Source organism: Streptomyces sp. SAT1 (assembly GCF_001654495.1).
GTDB classification, from domain to species: Bacteria; Actinomycetota; Actinomycetes; order Streptomycetales; family Streptomycetaceae; genus Streptomyces; species Streptomyces andamanensis.
The window spans coordinates 5,939,936-5,954,572 of the sequence record NZ_CP015849.1 but is presented as its reverse complement, the minus strand read 5'-3'; the positions used below and the strand labels follow the sequence as shown (position 1 = coordinate 5,954,572).

The window sequence follows — 14,637 nt, the reverse complement described above, 5'->3', positions numbered from 1 at the left end:
ACCGTATGGCCCGAGCCGGACTCACCGCCGACCGCGTCGTCGCGGCGGCGGCCGAACTCGCCGACGAGGCCGGGCTCGACGGCGTCAGCCTGTCCGCGCTGGCCCGGCGCTTCGACGTCAAGGACGCCAGTCTGTACTCGCATGTGAAGAACCTCCAGGACCTCCGCACCCGGCTGGCCCTGCTGGCCGGCGGCGAGATGATCGAGGCCATCGCCGCGGCCGTGGCGGGCCGGGCCGGCAGGGACGCGCTGGCCGCGTTCGCCGGTGCCTACCGGGAGTACGCGCACCGGCACCCCGGCCGGTACGCGGCCACCCGGCTGCGGATCGACCCGGCGCTCGTCACCGACCTCTCCGCCATGCGGCGCACCACCGAGATCACCTACGGGATGCTGCGCGCCTACGGCCTGGAGGAACCCGACCTCACCGACGCGGTGCGCCTGCTGCGCAGCACCTTCGACGGCTTCTGCGCGCTGGAGGCCGCGGGCGGCTTCAACGCGGCCCGGGACGTGGACGCGTCCTGGGACAAGGCCGTCGACGCTCTGCACACCGCCCTCACCCACTGGCCCAGGGAGCATCCGCGACATGACTGACACCGACGGCACCCGCGCGTACCACGACGTCCGGGGCGGCGGCCCCGTCCTGCTCGTCCTGCCGGGCGGGGCCGGGCACCCGATGGGGCTCGACGCGCTGACGGCCCGCCTGGCCCGGCGCTTCACCGTCGTCACCCACGACCCGCTCGGCCTCGCCCACGGCCGCCTCGGGCTGCCCGTCGCCGACCAGCGGCCCGGGGACTGGAGCGAGAGCGCCCTCCGGGTGCTGGACGAGGTGTCGCCCGGCGGCGAGCCCGCGTACGTCTTCGGCACGAGCGCGGGCGGTGTCGTGGCCCTCGACCTGTGGGCCCGGCACCCGGAGCGGCTGCGGCACGTCGTCGCGCACGAGCCGCCCTGCGTGGCGGCACTGCCGGACGGGGCGGCGCTGCGGGCCCGCTTCCGCGAGGTCCGCGCCGTCCACCGCACGGCCGGTCCGGCGGCCGCCGCGTCCCTGCTGACCGCCGTCCTGGAGGAACGCGCCCCCGATCCCGCCCCCGGCCCCGCGCCCGCCGCCGCCCCCCAACCCCTGACCCGCGAGGAGGAACTCGCCTCCCCCATGGCGATCTTCCTGGCCCATGTCCTGGTGCCCTTCACGGCCCACGGTCTTCCCGTACGGGGCCCCGGCGCGGGCGCGTCCCTCACCCTGGCCGCAGGCGAGACCTCCCGCGGCCTGCTGCTGCACCGCACCGCGACGGCCCTCGCCGAGCGGCTGGGCGCGGGCCTCGCCGCGTTCCCCGGCGGCCATCTCGGCGCGCTCGAACACCCGGAGGACTTCGCGGACCGGCTCACCGCCGTGTTCGACCGGGCCCCGGCCCGCCCGGAGGCCGGGCGCGGCTGAGGTGCCGCGCGCCCCCTGTCCGGCCCGCCGGGGACGACCATGGACAATACGTCCATGCGCATCCGAGCCGTACGCACCGCCGAACTGCCCCTGCTCCAGGACATCGAGAGGGCCGCGGGGCTGTGCTTCGCGGACGTCGGCATGCCGGAGATCGCGGCGGACGAGCCGCCCGCGCTCGACGAGCTGGCCCGCCACCAGGAGGCCGGTCTCGCCTGGGTGGCGACCGACGAAGCCGACGCCCCGGTCGCCTATCTGATCGCCGACCGCGTGGACGGCGCCCTGCACGTCGAACAGGTCTCGGTGCACCCGGCGCACGCCCGCCGCGGCATCGGCCGGTCGCTGCTGGAGCACCTGGCGGACCGTGCCAGGGCCGAGGGCGCGACCGCCCTCACCCTCACCACCTTCGCCGAGGTGCCGTGGAACGCCCCCTACTACGCGCGCTGCGGCTTCGCGCCCCTGGCCGACAGCGCGCTCACCCCCGGGCTGCGCGAGATCCGCGCCCACGAGGCCGCCCTCGGCCTGGACCGGTGGCCGCGGCTCTGCATGCGCCGCACCCTGTGACCCCGGCCGGCCGCCCCGCCGGGGCGCTCAGTCGAGGCAGAACTCGTTGCCCTCGATGTCCCGCATCAGGATGCACGACTCGTCGTACTCGTCGGCGAGCAGCACACGGTCACGGGTCGCGCCCAGCGCCACGAGCCGCTCGCACTCGGCCTCCAGCGCGGCCAGCCGCTCCGCTCCCGCCAGCCCGGTGCCGACACGCACATCGAGGTGCACCCGGTTCTTGACGACCTTGCCCTCGGGGACGCGCTGGAAGTACAGCCGCGGCCCCACGCCCGAGGGGTCACCGCAGACGAACCCCGCGCCCTGCCGCTCGGGCGGCAGCGACCGCCCGTACGCGTCCCAGCTCCCGAACCCCTCCGGCGGCGGTGGCACGACATACCCCAGCACCTCGCACCAGAACCGGGCCACGCGCTCGGGCTCCGCGCAGTCGAACGTGATCTGAACCTTCTTGACCGTGGGCATCGGCGCACTTTAGCAGGGGAGTTCGAGCAGTTCCGGGAGTTTTCCGGCCCTACTCCAGCATGCGTTCCGCGTCGTCCGGAACCCAGGGGAAGGGCACGTCGGGCCATCGTGCGCGGGTCCAGGGCCCGAGGTCGAGCGCGAGGACGGCGTCGACGAAGACCCGCGGCGGCCGGTAGCGGTGAGCGGTGACGTAGTGCGTGATCAGGAACGGGGCGGCGTAGGCGATGCCGGGCCCACCGGGGACGCGGATCTCCCCGTTCCCCTCCGGGGCTCCGGGCCCCGGGCACAGGTCGCACTCGTGCACGCCCAGGCAGACGTTCATCCACTGGATCTCCTGAACGGCCCTCAGCTTGTCCACGAATCCCGGGGGGACCGCTCCGGTCGGGTACGGCCTGCCCGCCTCCAGCCATCCGACGTTCAGACGGGCGTACGCCGGCCGGTACCAGAGCGCGTGGAAACCCGACTCCCTGTCCGTGAAGGCGTCGTGGTCCAGGTAGGCGTACGTGCTGAGGTCCTCGTAGAACACCCCCGGTGCTCAGCCTGCCGTCTCGGCGGCGGAGCGCTCCACGCAGAACTCGTTGCCCTCGGGGTCGGTGAGGACGGCCCAGCCCCGGCCGTCCGGGCGGCGGCGGTCGTCGGTCAGGGTGGCGCCGAGGGCGAGGAGGCGTTCGATCTCCTGGTCGCGGGTGCGGTCCTGGGGCTGGAGGTCGAGGTGGACGCGGTTCTTGGCCCGCTTGGGGTCGGGCACGCGGACGAACAGCAGGCCCGCGCCCTCGATCAGCGCCTCCGGGTCGCCCGGGTGGTCGTCGTCGTGCAGCGGCAGGTCCAGCACCTGGGACCAGAAGCGGGCCAGGATGTAGGGGTCGGAGCAGTCGATGGTCACATGGCGGATCCTGGAGGTCATGCGGGACATCGTGGCAGCCGCCCGGAAGCCGGTGAAACGGGTTTTCGGCGCGGCCGGAACACGTCAGGAGCAGATCGTGCCGCGCGCCGGGGGCGTGCCGTCGAGGAGGTAGGTGTCGACGGCCCCGGTCGCGCAGTCGTCGTAGCCGTAGGTCCCGGCGATCCGGGCGGCGGGACGGTCGGGGCAGCGCTCGGTTAGCGTCGTGGCATGACATGTGGCACGGGCGGCGCGGCCTCGGACGGTCCCGCCGGGACTCTCGCCGAGGCCCTGGCCGCCGGGACGGTGGTGCTCGACGGCGGGATGTCCAACCAGTTGGAGGCGGCCGGGCACGACCTCGGGGACGAGCTGTGGTCGGCCCGGCTGCTGGCGGAGCGGCCCGAGGCGGTCACCGAGGCGCACCTCGCCTATCTGGAGGCGGGCGCGGACGTGCTGATCACCGCCACCTACCAGGCCACCTTCGAGGGGCTGGCGCGGCGCGGGTTCGGCCGGGAGCGGGCCGGCGCGCTCATGGCGTCCGGTGTCGCTCTGGCGCGGGACGCGGTGGCGCGGGCGCGGGCGCGCGGGGTGGCGCGCCCGCTCTGGGTGGCCGCGTCGGCGGGTCCCTACGGGGCGATGCTCGCGGACGGTTCGGAGTACCGGGGGCGCTACGGGCTCAGCGTCGCCGAGCTGGAGCGCTTCCACCGGCCCCGGCTGGAGGCGCTGGCCGCCGCCCGGCCCGACGTGCTCGCCCTGGAGACGGTCCCGGACACCGACGAGGCGGTGGCCCTGCTGCGGGCCGTGCGGGGCCTCGGGGTGCCGGCCTGGCTGTCGTACACGGTGGACGGCCCGCGCACCCGGGCCGGGCAGCCCCTGGAGGAGGCGTTCGGCGCGGTCGCCGACGCGGACGAGGTGATCGCGGCCGGGGTGAACTGCTGTGCGCCCGAGGACGTGGCGGACGCCGTCGCGGTGGCCGCGCGGGTCACCGGCAAGCCGGTGGTGGCCTACCCCAACAGCGGGGAGAGCTGGGACGCCACGGCCCGCTCCTGGACCGGGCGCTCCACCTTCACCCCGGCCCTGGTCCACCGCTGGCGCGCCTCGGGCGCACGTCTGATCGGCGGCTGCTGCCGGGTCGGCCCGCCGGTGATCGGCCGGATCGCCCGCTCTCTGGGGACCGGGTGACCCGCCCTCCCCTGCCCGGGGGGCCGCGGTTCACGTTCCGCGGACACCGCCCGAGCGGCGCAGGCGCCGTATCACCGCGCGGAGTTCCGCGGCGCGGGCCGGGGAGCCGTCGGCCGCGGGGGGCGGGGCGGGAAGCGCGGGCAGGGGGTCGGGGACCGCGGCGGCGGGCGGGGCGGTCCACAGGGCCAGTTCGGCGTCCCGGGGGCCGTACGCGGTGTGCGCGGGGCCGTCGCCGAAGACCCGGACCGGGTGGTCCGGGCCCCAGGCCGCCCAGCCGGGGTCGCCGTCGGCGGCGAAGCGGACCCAGGCCGCGTGCATCGCGTCGGCCAGTTCCTGCGGGGCGCCCTCGCCCGCGAGCCGGCGCGCGTCGGGGACGTCGCCGGTGTCGAAGACGAAGCCCAGTTCCAGGGCGTGGCAGGCGCCGAGGCCGGGCAGCCGGGACGGCCAGGCGAACTCGTACAGGTGGGCGGCGCCCGGCCGGGCCTCGGCCAGCCGGTGCAGGGGGCGGCGCAGCATGTGGTCGGTGACCAGCTGGCCGACGATCTCGGCGGCGCCCGCGTGGGGCCGCAGCGACCGGTAGCCGCGCACCACCTCGTGTCCGCAGTGGCAGCGGGCCATGGCACCGGCCAGGGCGACCGCGCCGAGCCGGTCGACGCGCTCGACGAGGCCGCCCGGCACCAGCCACAGCCGGTACTCGTCGCGGGTCCAGCCCATGAGCAGGTCGGCGTCTCGGGCCGCCTCCCCCTCGATCAGCGCCTCCAGCGGATCGCGCGGGACGAGGTCGCCGTCGACGACGATGCCGAAGGCGGGGCCGCCGAGGACCGGGCTGCTGAGCCTGCCCGTCTCGGCCTGGGTGCGCAGCAGCAGCTCGCGGTCGACGGCGGCGAACGCCTCGGCGGTGGCGGGCACCTTCAGCCGGGCCGCCATCCGCCGCACCATGCGCCGCACCCTGTCCCGGTCGGACGCCTCCGGCGCACCGCTCTGGAGCACGGCCCGCCGGAACAGTCCCTGGGCCTGCGGGGCGGCGATCAGGGCGCCGACGCTGATGGCGCCCGCCGACTGGCCGCACAGGGTGATCCGGCCGGGGTCGCCGCCGAAGGCGCCGATCGCCTCGTGCACCCAGCGCAGCGCGGCGAGCTGGTCGCGCAGACCGGCGTTGGCGGGGGCGTCCGGGAACAGTCCGTAGCCCTCCACACCCAGCCGGTAGTTGACGGAGACGAGGACGACCCCGTCGCGGGCGAAGGAGTGGCCCTCGTAGACGGGCACGGCCGAGGAGCCCCGGGTCAGCGCCCCGCCGTGCAGCCACACCAGCACGGGCAGCCGGGCGCCGGGGTCCGGTTCGGGCGTCCACACGTTGAGGTTGAGGCAGTCGTCGCCGGGAACGGCCGGATCGGACAGGTACGGGGCGAAGGCGTCGGAGTACGGGGGCTTGGGCGCGGTCGGGCCGTAGACCTGCGCGTCGCGGACGCCGTCCCAGGGCTCGGGCGGCTCGGGCGGCCGGAACCGCCGGGGGCCGAAGGGGGGCGCCGCGTACGGGATGCCCCGGAAGGCCGCGACCCCGTGTTCGTACCGTCCGCGTACCGCCCCGTACGGCGTTGCCACCACGGGAGCCGTCCGGTCCGCCGCCATGTGACCACCAGCCCTTCAGCGCGCTCGCACCCCGCTCGTGCGCGGGCGTCAGCGCTCGCGCACCGGTACCTCAAGAGCACCACGGCGGTGCGCGGTATTCCGCCGCTCGGGCCCGGAACGGGGCTGTCCGGAGTACGGCAGCCTGCTCGGTGCCGCTCGCGCGGCGCCCCATCGCCACCGGAGCCACCACCGGAGCCGACGCCGGAGCCGACGCCGGGGTCGGCGCCCCGACCCCCACCCGGGCCGTCACCGGGGCCGCCCCGCACGGCGGCGCCCGGTGCGGTCCGTGTCGCTGTCGTCGCTGTCGCTGTCGCTCAGTCGCCGTCCTCCTCCCCGTCGCGGCCCACGCCCATGAGGGCCTCGATGGCGTCGACGGCGCTGCCGTCGTGATCGCTGCCCGCGGTGCCGCGGCCGGTCTGGAGGTTGGCCGTGCGGTCGACCTCCAGGATGGAGTCGGAGTGCGAGTTGTCCAGGACGGTGATGAGGCTGTCGGCCGCCGCGGCGGGGGCCGCACCCGCCACCAGGGCCAGGGCCAGGACGGCCGCGGTGCGCAGCCGGGGCGGGCGGGCGCTCACACGCCCACGCCTTCTTCCGCGCCCGCCTGCGCGCCCACCGCCGGTGCGCCCACGCCCGCCCGCGCGCCCGCGCGTACGGGACGCCGGTGCGCCAGGTTGCGCTCCAGCAGGCTGGTCGCGGCCTGCACGCCCACGCCGCCGGCCGCGTCCACCTCGGGCAACCGGCCGTCGGCGCGGCGCAGTTCGGCGAGCGCGGAGTCCATCGCCTGGTGGGCGGCGAACAGGCACGGGGTGCTGTAGATCGCGACGTCCACACCCAGCTCGGACAGCTCGCCCAGCGACAGGCGCGGCGACTTCCCGCCGCCGATCTGGTTGAACAGCAGCGGCTTGTCGCCGACCACGGCGCGCACCCGGCGGATCCAGTCGACGGAGCGGATCCCGTCGACCAGGATGACGTCCGCCTCGGTCGCGGCCAGCGCCTCGGCCCGCAGCAGGATGTCGGCCTCGTCGGTGGCGTCGGTCCGCGCCACCACGACCAGGTCCTGCCGGGTGGCCAGCACCTTCTCCAGCTTGGCGAGGTACTCGTCGAGCGGCAGCACCTGCTTGCCGTCGGCGTGTCCGCAGCGGCGGGGCCGCTTCTGGTCCTCCAGGATCACCCCGGACGCCCCGATGCGCTCCAGCCCCTCCACCACGTGGCAGGCGACCTCCGCGTCGACATAGCCGTCGTCGATGTCCACCAGCAGGTGGTGGGCGGGGAAGGCGCCCCGCAGCCGCTGGACGAACGCCACCATGTCCGGCCAGGCGATGAACCCGATGTCCGGCAGGCCGTAGTAGGAGGCGGCGAAGCCGAATCCGGAGACGAACATGCCGTCGTAGTGCTCGGCGGCGATCGACGCCGAGTACATGTCGTACACACCGATCAGCGGGGTGGTACCCGGCCCGGCGATCTGCGCGCGCAGCTTCTTGCCGTAGGTCAACGTGACTCCTCTGATGGGGGGTCGGGCGCGGGGCGCGCCCTCAGGAGCGGCCGGATTCCGGTGGCCGGCGGCACCCGGTCCTTTGCCGAGACATAAGGATTCCTAGACCGCACCGAGAGCGGTACTTGAGATGCCCTTTACTCACTCGGACGGGCGTACGCCTTCACCGGAGAAACGTCACTGACCGGCGTGTCGCGGAGCCGGGTTGATGAGCGCCCCGGGGACCGGCGGGAGGGCGGCGGCGTCGCGGAGGTGTCCGATTCCTTCAAGACCGGGTGCCGGGGCCGCGCCTACGGTGACGGCATGACTCCACGATTCGCCGTGGTCGGCCTGGTCGCCTCGGACCTGGCCGCCTCGCTCGCCTTCTACCGCCGCCTCGGGCTCGTCTTTCCCGAGGACGCCGAACAACAGCCGCACGTCGAGGCCGAGTTGCCCGGCGGTCTCACCCTCGCGCTGGACACCGAGGACACCGTCCGCTCCTTCCATCCGGACTGGCGCCCGCCGGCTGGGGGCGGCCGGTGCGCGCTCGCCTTCCACTGCGGCACACCCGCCGAGGTGGACGCCCTCTACGCCGACCTGGCCGGCGCCGGGTACCACGGGGAGCTGAAGCCGTGGGACGCGTTCTGGGGGATGCGGTACGCGGTCGTGCACGACCCGGACGGCAACGGCGTCGACCTGTTCGCACCCCTGCCCGCACCCAGCGCGTAGCGCCCGCACCCCCCGCGCGGCGACCGCGCCTGCCGAGTGGCACTCGCGGCGCTGTCAGCGCCCACCCAGAAGTCCGCTCAGCGGCATCCCGGCCAACTCCCTCACGTCCCGGGCCAGATGCGCCTGGTCGGCGAAGCCCGCGCGGAGGGCCGTCTGCGCGAACGGGACTCCGCTCCGGGCCAGTGCCAGGGCGCGCTGCAGCCGCAGCACCCGGGCCAGCGTCTTGGGCCCGTAGCCGAAGGCGGCCAGGGAGTGGCGGTGCAACCAGCGCGCGCCCACGCCGAGTTCGTCGGCGGTGGCGGCGACCGGGCGGCCCGCGTCCAGCGCCGCGACCAGGCGCCGCAGCCGCGGGTCCGGCGGCCCGGTGCGTTCCGCGCGTTCCAGGGCCGCGGCCTCCAGTGCGGCGGCCGGGTCCGCCGCCGCCTCCAGGCGGGCGCGCAGCCGCCGCACCTCGGCGGCGGGCCACAGCTCGGCCAGGTCGGTCCGCCGGTCGCGCAGTTCGTGCGCGGGCACCCCGAGCCAGCCGGGCGCGGTGCCGGGGAAGAACCGCAGCCCGGTCCAGTGCGCGGGCGGGCCGCCGGGGGCGTGAGCCCGGGTGTCGGGCCCGGCGACGAGCAGCCGGCCCTCGCTCCACAGCAGGTCCATGCAGCCGTCGGGCAGGACGAGCCCCGCCCCGGCGCCGGACCCGCCGGGTGTCTTCGTCCACAGCACCGCGCCGGGCAGTCGCGCGGGCCGCTCGGCGTACCCGCCCGGCACCCGGCCGGCGCGCACGGACGCGGGCGCGGGCGCAGGAGCGGGCGCAGGTGCAGGAGCGGGCGCAGGAGCGGGGGCCGCACGCGCCCCGCGCGCCGCCTCCACAGCGTCCGCCGGGACCACGGGGACCACGGGGACCACCGAGTTCACCGGCTCCGGCGAGGCCACCGGGCCCACTGGGCCCACCGGACGGGCGCCGTACACCCTGCTCACCCGCCCCCGCGCGCCGCCCCCGCGCGCGCCGTCCGCGTCCGGTGCTCCTGCGGGCTGACGCCGTAGGCGCGTTTGAACGCCGTGGAGAGCGCGAAGGCGCTGCCGTAGCCGACCAGGCGGGCGACGGCGGCGATGGTGTCGTCGGTGTCGCGCAGCCGGTCGGCGGCCAGCGCGAGCCGCCAGTTCGTCAGGTACGCCATCGGCGGCTCCCCGACCAGCGCGGTGAAGCGGCGGGCCAGCGCCGCCCGGGACACCCCGGCCTTCGCGGCGAGCGCGGCGACCGTCCAGGGGTGCGCCGGGTCGTCCTGGACGAGCCGCAGCACCGGGCCGACGACCGGGTCGGCGAGCGCCCCGTACCAGGCGGGCGCCGCCGCGTCGGGCCGGGCGAACCAGGTCCGCAGCGCGGCGATGACCAGCAGGTCGAGGAGCCGGTCGAGGACGACCTCCTGGCCGGGCTCGTCGCGCACGATCTCGTCGGCGAGCACCGGGGTGAGCGGGCACGTCCACATGTCCGAGGCCAGGGTCAGCAGCGGGGGCAGCGCGTCCAGCAGCCGGCCGTTGATCTCGCCCTTCATGAGGTAGGTGCCGATCAGCACCACCGTGCCGCCGTCGAGGCGGTCGCCCCAGGTGCGTACGCCGAGGTCCATGGAGCCGTTCAGCGAACGGCCGTCGGGGTAGGCGCACTCGCCGCCGGGCAGGATCAGCGCCTGCGGGGCGGTGCCGGGGTCGTCGGCGCAGGTGTACGGGCCGGGGCCGCGCGCGATGGCCAGGTCGCCGGGGCCCAGCCGCACCCGCTCGCCGGTGTCCGGCATGATCCAGGCGTGGCCGCGGATCATCAGCATCACCGTGAGCGGGGCCTCGTCCTCGACGCGTACGGCCCACGGCGGGTCGAGGCAGGCGCGGATCATGAAGGCGCCGCGCGCGCGGGGGCCCTCCAGGAGGCCGGCGAGTGCGTCCATGGGGACAGCGTAGACGCGCGCTTATGCGGGTGAGCGGTTCGGCGATGGATCCCGTGCGGGGCAGGGCAGTTGACTGCTCCCATGACACAGAACACGCAGGGCACGGACGGTACAGAGGTCGGGCACGGCACGAAGGACGCGGTCCGTGCGGCGGGCACGGGCGGGGCGCGGGCGGCGACGGTGGTGGTCACCGGCGCGTCCGGCCGTACGGGGAGCCGGGTCGCCGCGGCGGCCGCGGCGGCGGGGCTGACGGTGCGGGCGGCGTGCCGGGCGCAGGGATTCGACTGGCACGACGAGACGACCTGGGCGCCGGTGCTGCGCGGCGCGGACGCCGCGTACCTGATGTATCCGTCGGACATCGGCGCGCCGGACGCGGCACAGCGGGTGGGGAGCCTGGCCCGCGAGGCGGTCGCGCTCGGGGTGGAGCGGCTGGTGCTGCTGTCGGCGCGGGGCGAGGAGCAGGCCCTGCCCGCCGAGGAGGCGCTGCGCGCTTCGGGGGCCCGGTGGACGGTGGTGCGCGCCGCGTGGTTCGCGCAGAACCTCAGCGAGGGCCCGCTCCTCACGGAGCTGCGGGAGAGCGGGGAACTGGTGTTCCCGGCCGGTGACGTGCGCGAGCCGTTCGTCGACGTACGGGACATCGCGGACGTCGTCGTGACGGCGCTGACCTCGGGCGACCGCTGGACCGGGCGGATCGTCGAGGTGTCCGGGCCGCGGCTGCTGACGTTCGGCGAGGCGGTCGCGGAAGTCGCCGCCGCCGCCGGGCGCGAGCTGGTGTACCGGCCGGTGCCGGCGCGGGCGTACGGGGAGGCGCTGGCCGGGTTCGGGGTGCCCGCCGAGGAGGTGGAGTTCCTGGTCGGTCTGTTCGGGACGCTGCTGGACGGGCGCAACGCGCACCTGTCGGACGGGGTGCGGCAGGTGCTGGGGCGCGCGCCGCGCGACTTCGCCGACTTCGCCCGGGAGGCGGCGGCCGCCGGGGTGTGGAAGCAGCCCTGACCGCGCCCCGGGGCGGTCACTTGTCGGGCTGGGCGCCGTCGCTGTCGTCCTTGTGCGGGCCGCGCACGTGGGCGCTGCGGGCGTGGGCGCGCAGGCGCGCGGTCACGTCCTCCGGGGGCAGGAAGCGCGACCAGCGCTCGGGGAACTCGGAGGGCATGTCGGCGTCGTCGGTCTCGTCCATGTCGTCCATGTCCTCCAGGCCGTCCGGGTCGCCGAGGGATTCGCGGTACGCCTCGCGGGCGGCGGCGGCGCGTGCGACGTACTCGGCGATCTGCGCCTCGCGCACCCGCTCGTTGGCGGCGCGGGCCGCGGCGGTCGCGGCGGCCGGCCAGACCCGGTCGATGGCGGCGTTGACCGCGGCCCCGACGAGGACGGCGAACGCGGACACACCGATCCACAGCAGCACGGCGACCGGCGCGGCCAGCGATCCGTAGATGGTGGGGCCCTCGACGGTGCTGGTGAGGTAGATGCGCAGCAGGAAGCTGCACACCACCCACATGGCCAGGGCGACCAGCGCGCCGGGCACGTCCTCGATCCACGGGGAGCGCACGGGGACGGACACGTGGTAGAGCGTGGTCAGGAAGGCGACCGACAGGACGATGACCACCGGCCAGTACAGGACCTGCACGACGGTCGTCGACCACGGCACGATCCGTACCACCGCGTCCGGTCCCGCCACCATCAGCGGCAGCGCGACCGAGCCGATGAGCAGGGCGACGACGAAGAGCAGGAAGGCCATCAGCCGGGTCCTGACGATGCCGCGCACCCCGTCCAGGCCGTACATCACGGTGATGGTGTCGATGAAGACGTTCACCGCGCGGGAGCCCGACCACAGCGCGAACACGAACCCGATGGAGATCACGTCCGGCCGGCCGCCCTGCATCACGTCCCGCAGGATCGGCTGGGTGATCTCCTTGACGCCCTGGTCGGACAGGACGGTGCGGGAGGCGTCCATGATGTTGCGCTCCAGGCTGGCGATGGTGTGCGCGCCGGTCCAGGAGTCGACGTAGAAGAGCAGGGCGATCAGGCTGAGCAGCAGGGGCGGCACGGAGAGCAGGGTGAAGAACGCGGCCTCGGCGGCGAGGCCGAGGATGCGGTACTCCATGCACGAGTTGACGGTGTCCTTGAGCAGCAGCCAGGCGGTCCTGCGCTTGGAGACGTTCCGGTAGAGGGCGCGGGCCCGGTGGAAACGGCCGGTCGGCCTGTCGGGGGTGTCACTGGCTGGCTGCACGACCCAAAGGTATCCCTGTCCCGGCCCGTCCCCCTCATCCACGGCGACCGCTCCGCGATCTTCGGCGGTCCGCCGCCGCACCGGCGGGGGACGGTACGGCGCCCCGCCGGGCCCGGTGCCCGTCCGGGGCCGCCGATGTGGTGACGGCGGTCGTGGCGCGGGTAGGTTCCGTGCCATGGCAGCCAGCACTCATTCCGTGACCAACCAGGTGCCGCCGCTGGTCGGCTACGACCTCTTCGCCGCCGACCGGGCCCTGTCCGAGGCGGTCGGGCGGCATGTCGCCCCCGGTCTGCTCGACGAGGTGCGCGCCGAGCTGTCGGCGCTCGGCCGGGCCGCGGGCTCGGCCCAGGTCCAGGAGTGGGGCGCGCAGGCGAACGAGAACCCGCCCCGGCTGCGCACCCACGACCGCTACGGCCGGCGGATCGACGAGGTGGACTTCCACCCGGCCTGGCACCGGCTGCTCGGCAAGGGCGTCTCGGCCGGTCTGACGGCCGCCTGGACCCGGCCCGCCGGGCAGGTGCGGCGGGCGGCGGCCTTCCTGGTGTGGACGCAGGCCGAGGCGGGCAACTGCTGCCCGCTGTCGATGACCCACGCGGCGGTGCCCGCGCTGCGCGCCGACCCCGCGCTGGCCGCCGAGTGGGAGCCGCGGCTGACGTCCATGGTGTACGACCGCGGGCTGCGTCCGGCCGTGCAGAAGGCCGGCGCCCTGTTCGGGATGGCCATGACGGAGAAGCAGGGCGGCAGCGATGTGCGCGCCGGTACGACGCGGGCCCGGCCGCTGGCCGAGGACGGCACCTACGAGCTGCGCGGGCACAAGTGGTTCTGCTCGGCGCCGATGTCGGACGGCTTCCTGGTGCTCGCACAGGCTCCCGGCGGGCTGACCTGCTTCCTCGTGCCCCGGGTGCTGGCGGACGGCACGCGCAACGTGTTCCTGGTCCAGCGGCTGAAGGACAAGCTGGGCAACCGGTCCAACGCCTCCGCCGAGGTCGAGTTCGACGGGACGTGGGCGCGCCGGGTCGGCGAGGAGGGGCGCGGGGTGTCCGTGATCATCGAGATGGTGGCGGCGACCCGGCTGGACTGCGCGCTCGGCTCGGCGGGACTGATGCGGCAGGCGGTGGCGCAGGCGGTGCACCACTGCGCGTACCGGGAGGCGTTCGGCGGGCCGCTCGCCGGCCGGCCGCTGATGCGCAACGTACTGGCCGACCTGGCGCTGGAGTCGGAGGCGGCCACCGTGCTGGCCCTGCGGCTCGCGGCGGCCCGGGACGACGACGGCGAGCAGGAGCGGGCGCTGCTGCGGATCGCGGTGCCGGTGGCCAAGTACTGGGTGACCAAGCGGTGCGCGCCGGTCGTGGTGGAGGCCGCGGAGTGCCTGGGCGGCAACGGGTACGTGGAGGAGTCCGGACTGCCCAGGCTGGTGCGGGAGTCGCCGCTGAACTCGGTCTGGGAGGGCGCGGGCAATGTGCAGGCGCTGGACGTGCTGCGGGCGCTGCGGCGCGAGCCGCGGGCGTTCGACGCCTTTCTGCGCGAGGTGGGTCTGGCGCGCGGCGCCGACCACCGGCTCGACGCCGCCGTCAAGGACCTGCTCACCGAACTGGCCGACCTGGACGGCATCGAGGCGCGCGCCCGGCGGGTGGTGGAGCGGATGGCGCTGGTCCTCCAGGGCGCGCTGCTCGTCCGGTACGCACCGCCCGAGGTCGCCGACGTGTTCTGCGCCTCCCGCCTCGGCGGCGACCACGGCACGGCGCTGGGCACCCTCCCGCACACGCTGGACCTGGCCGCGCTCGTGGAACGCGCCCGCCCGGTGGTCTGAGCGCGGCGGGTCACGGAGGGGCGCGGGGGCGCGGAGGGCGCGGCGAGGCGCGGAGGTTGCGTCGGGGCGCGGCGAGGGCAGCGGGCGGCCGGAACACCTGCGGCCGGGCGCGTACGGGTGGTGGCCGGGACCGGGCCCGCGCCGCGCCGAACCCCTGCCGCGCCGACCCCCTGTACCTCCTCCGCCTCCGTCTCCACCTCCTCACGTGCCTCCTCACGTGCCTCCTCGCGGTGCACCGGTCCGGGCGCGGCGCGGTGGGTTCGGCCGCCGAGGTGTCCGGCGGCCCGGCACGCACAGTGACCGTCCGGACCGAGATGTCGCGGGTGCGGCGCTGTC

The 14,637-nt window shown here is 75.8% G+C and carries 16 protein-coding genes; 7 read left to right on the top strand and 9 right to left on the bottom strand.

All coding sequences use genetic code 11. The features are described 5' to 3' along the window. Positions 1-5: 5 nt before the first annotated feature. Genes A8713_RS25550 through A8713_RS25540 form a run of 3 tightly spaced genes read left to right on the top strand, consistent with a single transcriptional unit; the run spans position 6 to position 1,989 of the window. A complete protein-coding gene (locus tag A8713_RS25550; protein WP_064535893.1) occupies positions 6-590 on the top strand; it encodes a TetR/AcrR family transcriptional regulator in 585 nt (194 codons plus the stop codon). Continuing rightward, the gene (locus tag A8713_RS25545) at positions 583-1,428 is read left to right on the top strand and encodes an alpha/beta fold hydrolase (RefSeq protein WP_064535892.1); all 846 of its coding nucleotides are present in this window, start codon (positions 583-585) and stop codon (positions 1,426-1,428) included. The genes A8713_RS25550 and A8713_RS25545 overlap by 8 nt, the downstream gene beginning before the upstream one ends. A 54-nt stretch (positions 1,429-1,482) precedes the next feature. Then, positions 1,483-1,989, top strand: a complete 507-nt coding sequence (locus tag A8713_RS25540; protein WP_064535891.1) for a GNAT family N-acetyltransferase — start codon at positions 1,483-1,485, stop codon at positions 1,987-1,989. A gap of 27 nt (positions 1,990-2,016) precedes the next feature. On the opposite strand, the gene A8713_RS25535 is transcribed toward A8713_RS25540, so the two are convergent. Genes A8713_RS25535 through A8713_RS33655 form a run of 3 tightly spaced genes read right to left on the bottom strand, consistent with a single transcriptional unit; the run spans position 2,017 to position 3,355 of the window. Next, positions 2,017-2,451: a VOC family protein gene (locus tag A8713_RS25535; RefSeq protein WP_064535890.1), complete on the bottom strand. Its 435-nt coding sequence runs from the start codon at positions 2,449-2,451 to the stop codon at positions 2,017-2,019. Positions 2,452-2,500: 49 nt separating this feature from the next. Then, positions 2,501-2,977: a DUF7919 family protein gene (locus tag A8713_RS25530; RefSeq protein WP_064535889.1), complete on the bottom strand. Its 477-nt coding sequence runs from the start codon at positions 2,975-2,977 to the stop codon at positions 2,501-2,503. A gap of 9 nt (positions 2,978-2,986) precedes the next feature. Then, positions 2,987-3,355 (bottom strand): VOC family protein, encoded by a 369-nt coding sequence (locus A8713_RS33655; protein ID WP_064535888.1) that lies wholly within the window; start codon positions 3,353-3,355, stop codon positions 2,987-2,989. A gap of 207 nt (positions 3,356-3,562) precedes the next feature. Between A8713_RS33655 and mmuM the strand changes: the two genes are divergently transcribed. Further along, positions 3,563-4,513 carry a homocysteine S-methyltransferase gene (gene mmuM / locus A8713_RS25520; RefSeq protein WP_064535887.1) on the top strand — a complete coding sequence of 317 codons (951 nt, stop codon included), beginning with the start codon at positions 3,563-3,565 and terminating at the stop codon, positions 4,511-4,513. Positions 4,514-4,543: 30 nt separating this feature from the next. Here mmuM and A8713_RS25515 read toward each other — a convergent pair whose 3' ends face one another. The 3 genes from A8713_RS25515 to A8713_RS25505 all read right to left on the bottom strand — a co-directional run bounded on the left by A8713_RS25515 (position 4,544) and on the right by A8713_RS25505 (position 7,634). Then, the gene (locus A8713_RS25515) at positions 4,544-6,142 is read right to left on the bottom strand and encodes a carboxylesterase/lipase family protein (protein WP_173860904.1); all 1,599 of its coding nucleotides are present in this window, start codon (positions 6,140-6,142) and stop codon (positions 4,544-4,546) included. 314 nt (positions 6,143-6,456) lie between these two features. Beyond that, positions 6,457-6,717, bottom strand: coding sequence for a hypothetical protein (locus tag A8713_RS25510; protein WP_064535886.1), 261 nt, complete (start codon positions 6,715-6,717; stop codon positions 6,457-6,459). After that, positions 6,714-7,634 carry an isocitrate lyase/PEP mutase family protein gene (locus tag A8713_RS25505; protein WP_064535885.1) on the bottom strand — a complete coding sequence of 307 codons (921 nt, stop codon included), beginning with the start codon at positions 7,632-7,634 and terminating at the stop codon, positions 6,714-6,716. The genes A8713_RS25510 and A8713_RS25505 overlap by 4 nt, the downstream gene beginning before the upstream one ends. Positions 7,635-7,937: 303 nt before the next feature. Here A8713_RS25505 and A8713_RS25500 point away from each other — a divergent pair, with 303 nt between their 5' ends. Then, positions 7,938-8,342: a VOC family protein gene (locus tag A8713_RS25500; RefSeq protein WP_064537710.1), complete on the top strand. Its 405-nt coding sequence runs from the start codon at positions 7,938-7,940 to the stop codon at positions 8,340-8,342. Between the two features lie 54 nt (positions 8,343-8,396). On the opposite strand, the gene A8713_RS25495 is transcribed toward A8713_RS25500, so the two are convergent. Next, positions 8,397-9,113: a helix-turn-helix transcriptional regulator gene (locus tag A8713_RS25495; protein WP_064535884.1), complete on the bottom strand. Its 717-nt coding sequence runs from the start codon at positions 9,111-9,113 to the stop codon at positions 8,397-8,399. Between the two features lie 191 nt (positions 9,114-9,304). Next, on the bottom strand, positions 9,305-10,267 hold the full coding sequence (locus A8713_RS25490) for an AraC family transcriptional regulator (RefSeq protein WP_064535883.1): 963 nt from the start codon (positions 10,265-10,267) through the stop codon (positions 9,305-9,307). A gap of 81 nt (positions 10,268-10,348) precedes the next feature. On the opposite strand from A8713_RS25490, the gene A8713_RS25485 reads away from it, so the two are divergent. Next, entirely contained in the window at positions 10,349-11,260 is a 912-nt protein-coding gene (locus tag A8713_RS25485; RefSeq protein ID WP_079159129.1) for an NmrA family NAD(P)-binding protein, read from the top strand. A gap of 16 nt (positions 11,261-11,276) precedes the next feature. Here the strand turns inward: A8713_RS25485 and A8713_RS25480 are convergent, their stop codons facing one another. Then, the gene (locus tag A8713_RS25480; RefSeq protein ID WP_064535882.1) at positions 11,277-12,491 is read right to left on the bottom strand and encodes a YihY/virulence factor BrkB family protein; all 1,215 of its coding nucleotides are present in this window, start codon (positions 12,489-12,491) and stop codon (positions 11,277-11,279) included. Positions 12,492-12,666: 175 nt separating this feature from the next. On the opposite strand from A8713_RS25480, the gene A8713_RS25475 reads away from it, so the two are divergent. After that, complete coding sequence (locus tag A8713_RS25475; RefSeq protein WP_064535881.1) at positions 12,667-14,301, top strand: acyl-CoA dehydrogenase family protein; 1,635 nt, start codon at positions 12,667-12,669, stop codon at positions 14,299-14,301. The last annotated feature ends 336 nt before the right edge of the window (positions 14,302-14,637 follow it).

What these genes read in the sequence shown, in the direction of transcription:
- A8713_RS25540 (WP_064535891.1), top strand. Translation starts at nt 1,483, where the DNA reads ATGCGCATCCGAGCCGTACGCACCGCCGAACTGCCCCTGCTCCAGGAC.
- A8713_RS25535 (WP_064535890.1), bottom strand. Translation starts at nt 2,451, where the DNA reads ATGCCCACGGTCAAGAAGGTTCAGATCACGTTCGACTGCGCGGAGCCC.
- A8713_RS25550 (WP_064535893.1), top strand. Translation starts at nt 6, where the DNA reads ATGGCCCGAGCCGGACTCACCGCCGACCGCGTCGTCGCGGCGGCGGCC.
- A8713_RS25485 (WP_079159129.1), top strand. Translation starts at nt 10,349, where the DNA reads ATGACACAGAACACGCAGGGCACGGACGGTACAGAGGTCGGGCACGGC.
- A8713_RS25490 (WP_064535883.1), bottom strand. Translation starts at nt 10,267, where the DNA reads ATGGACGCACTCGCCGGCCTCCTGGAGGGCCCCCGCGCGCGCGGCGCC.
- A8713_RS25545 (WP_064535892.1), top strand. Translation starts at nt 583, where the DNA reads ATGACTGACACCGACGGCACCCGCGCGTACCACGACGTCCGGGGCGGC.
- mmuM (WP_064535887.1), top strand. Translation starts at nt 3,563, where the DNA reads ATGACATGTGGCACGGGCGGCGCGGCCTCGGACGGTCCCGCCGGGACT.
- A8713_RS25515 (WP_173860904.1), bottom strand. Translation starts at nt 6,142, where the DNA reads ATGGCGGCGGACCGGACGGCTCCCGTGGTGGCAACGCCGTACGGGGCG.
- A8713_RS25475 (WP_064535881.1), top strand. Translation starts at nt 12,667, where the DNA reads ATGGCAGCCAGCACTCATTCCGTGACCAACCAGGTGCCGCCGCTGGTC.
- A8713_RS25500 (WP_064537710.1), top strand. Translation starts at nt 7,938, where the DNA reads ATGACTCCACGATTCGCCGTGGTCGGCCTGGTCGCCTCGGACCTGGCC.
- A8713_RS33655 (WP_064535888.1), bottom strand. Translation starts at nt 3,355, where the DNA reads ATGACCTCCAGGATCCGCCATGTGACCATCGACTGCTCCGACCCCTAC.